The sequence below is a fragment of the Siccirubricoccus soli genome (assembly GCF_024178315.1).
Lineage (GTDB): Bacteria > Pseudomonadota > Alphaproteobacteria > Acetobacterales > Acetobacteraceae > Siccirubricoccus > Siccirubricoccus soli.
Window position 1 is genome coordinate 1 of sequence record NZ_JAMZIK010000281.1, and the last position, 3,515, is coordinate 3,515.

4 protein-coding genes are annotated in these 3,515 nt (G+C 72.7%); all 4 read left to right on the forward strand.

What is annotated here, in order from left to right; genetic code table 11:
• Positions 1-374, forward strand: a 374-nt coding sequence (locus NJ376_RS28285) for a cell envelope integrity protein TolA (protein WP_252956688.1), incomplete at its 5' end; no start/stop codon positions are given.
• A gap of 25 nt (positions 375-399) precedes the next feature.
• Entirely contained in the window at positions 400-1,752 is a 1,353-nt protein-coding gene (tolB, locus tag NJ376_RS28290; protein WP_370288768.1) for a Tol-Pal system beta propeller repeat protein TolB, read from the forward strand.
• Positions 1,753-2,310: 558 nt separating this feature from the next.
• The gene (gene pal / locus NJ376_RS28295) at positions 2,311-2,793 is read left to right on the forward strand and encodes a peptidoglycan-associated lipoprotein Pal (RefSeq protein WP_252956689.1); all 483 of its coding nucleotides are present in this window, start codon (positions 2,311-2,313) and stop codon (positions 2,791-2,793) included.
• Between the two features lie 272 nt (positions 2,794-3,065).
• A partial coding sequence (locus tag NJ376_RS28300; protein ID WP_305880030.1) for a YbgF trimerization domain-containing protein occupies positions 3,066-3,515 on the forward strand: 450 nt, incomplete at its 3' end.

Here is a 3,515-nt window from a genome sequence, read left to right on the forward strand (position 1 = left end):
CCCGGCCGAGCCAGCCCGGCGGCGCGCCGCAGCGGGGCGGCGGCGCGCCGACCGGCACCGCCGCGCTGACCGCCGGGGAGAAGGCCGGCCTCGCCGAGAAGATCAGCGAATGCTGGTCGGTCGATGGCGGCGGGCTTGGCGTGCGCGACATCGTGGTGGAGCTGAAGGTGGTGGTGGATGCGGGCGGCACTGTCCGAAACGTCACCTCCAATGGCGCGCCACCCAGCGACCCTCGCGCGCGTTCCGTCTATGAGGCGGCGCGACGCGCCCTGCTCGACCCGCGCTGCAACCCCTTGCCGCTGCCGCCGAGCCGGCTCGCCGCGCTGCGCGACACCGTGTTCCGCTTCAATCCGCGCGACCTCGGGTTGCGCTGAAGCTTACTGGGGGAACTGGCCAGAGATGAGCCCGATGGACCTGCCGCTGCTGTCCCGCCGCGCCGCGCTGTTCGGCGGCACCGCCCTTGCCCTTGCGCCGCTCGGCAAGCTCGCCCGCGCGCAGAGCTCGGTGGTGGACATCACGCGGGCGCGCACCGACCCGATCCCGATCGCCCTGCCGGATTTCGCCGGCGCCGGCGATGCCGCGCGCTACGGCCGGGACATCATGCGCGTCATCTCCAACAACCTGAAGAATTCCGGCCTGTTCCGCCCGGTGGAGCGCGCCGCCTTCATCCAGACGCCGGATGCCGCGGCGCAGACGCCGCGCTTCCAGGACTGGCGCGTCATCGGCGCGCAGGCGCTGGTCACCGGCCGGGTGATCGACCAGGGCGGCCAGCTCCGCGTCGAATTCCGGCTCTGGGACGTGCTGCCGGAAGCGCAGCTCGAGGGCACGCTGCTGAGCGCGGCGACCGCCAATTGGCGCCGCATCGGCCACCTCATCTCCGACGTGATCTATGAGCGGCTGCTGGGCGAGAAGGGCTATTTCGACACCCGCGTGGTCTATGTGGCGGAGAGCGGGCCGCGGGACCGCCGGGTGCGGCGCCTCGCCATCATGGACCAGGATGGCGAGAACCACCGCTTCCTGACCGATGGCACCTTCCAGGTGCTGACGCCGCGCTTCCACCCGAATGCGCAGCAGATCGCCTTCATGTCCTATTTCCGCAACGAACCGCGGGTCTACCTGTTCAACCTGGAGAGCGGACGGCAGGAGGTACTGGGCAATTTCCGCGGCATGACGCTCTCCCCGCGCTTCAGCCCGGATGGCCGCAGCGTGATCCTCTCCTCGACGCGCGGCGGCGATGCCAATCTCTACGTCGTCGATCTCGCCTCCCGGCGGGAGCGCCAGCTCACCTCCGGCAGCGGCCTCGATGTCTCGCCCTGCTACTCGCCGGATGGGCAGCAGATCGTCTTCAACTCGGACCGCGGCGGCGACCAGCAGCTCTATGTGATGGATGCGGGGGGCGGGAACATCCGCCGCATCTCCTTCGGCAGCGGACGCTATGCGACGCCGGTCTGGTCGCCGCGCGGCGACCTCATCGCCTTCACCCGCTTCGGCCGCGGCGGCTTCGCCATCGGCGTCATGCGGCCGGATGGCTCGGGCGAGCGCATCCTCTCCGAGGGCTGGCAGATGGAGGGGCCCACCTTCGCGCCGAATGGCCGCGTGATGATGTACTACCGGGAGAGCCCGGCGCGGGACTCCCGCGGCAACGGCTATTCCGCGCGCATCGCCAGCATCGACATCGCCGGCTTCAACGAGCGCCAGGTGGTGACGCCAACCGACGCCACCGACCCGGCCTGGTCGCCGCTGCTGGCCTGAGAGTGTCCCCCGGCGAGGCCGCCGCGCGGCTTCGCCAGGGAGGGGCGGAGCCGCCGACGTCCCTGGGCCTTGCGCAGCCTGCCGTGGCGGGGGTTGATGGCGCCTTGATGCCAGCGGCACCGGGCACTGACCGAGGCCCTGGCCGCGGATGCAAGCCGCCTGTGTCGCGCCGCCAGGGGCCGCGCCATCGGCCGGTTCGCGCCGCCCGGCCGAGAGCGCGCCGGAGATTCCGTTGCGGTCCGATCGGCCGCGATACACGCCGCAGAAATTCGTGAAGCCCGCCAATTCGCAGGGTTTCTGCCGCAGCCCAGGGCGGCAACCAGATGTTACGTGCAGAAATGCCACGATGTTGCCCGTTTTGCTTGACCCTACTCCCCGGCGGGTTGTAACGGCCCCGGCGTATTTTCCGCAGCCACGCGCTGCCCTGCCGCCACCGCCTTTGCCATGTCGCAAGGCGTTGACGCGCAGAGTGTCGTCAGGTCGGGCAGCCGGTCCCGGCAGCCCGGGAGAGTAGCCACCTGGGCGGAGACCGCCCCGGATGAGGAAGGATCGAGAGACATGACGAAGCTGAAGATGCTTGGCGTGGTGGGGCTGGTGGCCCTGCTTGGCGCCTGCGAATCGACCACCGACGCGGCCAATACCGGCGCCGGCAACGCCAACCTGGGCGCCGGCGGTCCGCGCCCGGGCAGCCAGGAGGATCTGATCGCTTCCGCCGGCAGCGACCGCGTCTTCTTCGACTTCGACAGCTCCTCCGTGCGTGGCGACCAGCGCCCGACGCTGGAGCGGCAGGCCGGCTGGCTGCAGCGCAACGCCGCCGTCACCGTGCAGGTGGAAGGCCATGCCGATGAGCGCGGCACCCGCGAGTACAACCTCGCCCTCGGCCAGCGCCGCGCCAATTCCGCCCGCGACGTGCTGGTGGCCAGCGGCGTCGCCGGCGCCCGCATCTCCACCATCTCCTACGGCAAGGATCGCCCGGCCGCCCTCGGCTCCAACGAGGAAGCCTGGGCGCAGAACCGCCGCGCCGTCACGGTCGTGCGCTGACGCCCCACGCAGCCGCTGGCGCGGCTGCGCGGGAGCCCCGGACCCCTCACGACCGGCGGCTCGCACGGCCTTCCACGGCAAGGCCGCGGAAAGGCACCGGGCCGGCGGGTTGGGGGAGGCTGGGACGAACAGGGCCCGGGGCGTCGCCCCGGGCCCTCTGTTTGACGGAGGGAGCATCTTCGGCCGGCGGCGCGGCGATGCTATCCAGCCCCCGCCGGCGCCGCGCCGGGCCCGACCCGGCCCGGTGAGCCGGCGCGACCGGAGAGATGCTGATGCGCTGCCCGCCCGCTGCCGCCCTGCCGCTGCTGCTCGCCCTGGCCGTCCCCCTGGCTCCGCACCGGGCCGCCGCCCAGGCCGAGAGCCGGGAGGGCATCTACCTGCAGAACCAGATCCTGCAGCTCCGGCAGGAGCTGGACCAGCTCCGCCGCGGCGGCGCGGTGGCCCCCGTGCCCATCGCCCCCGCCCGCCCGGCCGGGCCGCAGGGGGAGGTGGTCGGCAGCCTGCTCGAGCGCGTGCAGCGGCTGGAGGAGGATGCCCGTACCCTGCGCGGCCGGCTGGAGGAGAGCGAATTCCGCAACCGCCAGCTCAGCGACCGGGTGGAGAAGCTGCAGGGCGACCTGGATTTCCGCCTGCAGCAGATCGAGGGCCAGGGCGGTGGCGCCGCGGCCCGCCCGGCCGCGCCGGCCGCCGCTGCTCCGCCCGCCCGCCCCGCCCCGCCCCCG

Bases quoted from the DNA above. Each gene is read 5' to 3' on its own strand.
- pal (WP_252956689.1), top strand. From the start codon at position 2,311: ATGACGAAGCTGAAGATGCTTGGCGTGGTGGGGCTGGTGGCCCTGCTT.
- tolB (WP_370288768.1), top strand. From the start codon at position 400: ATGAGCCCGATGGACCTGCCGCTGCTGTCCCGCCGCGCCGCGCTGTTC.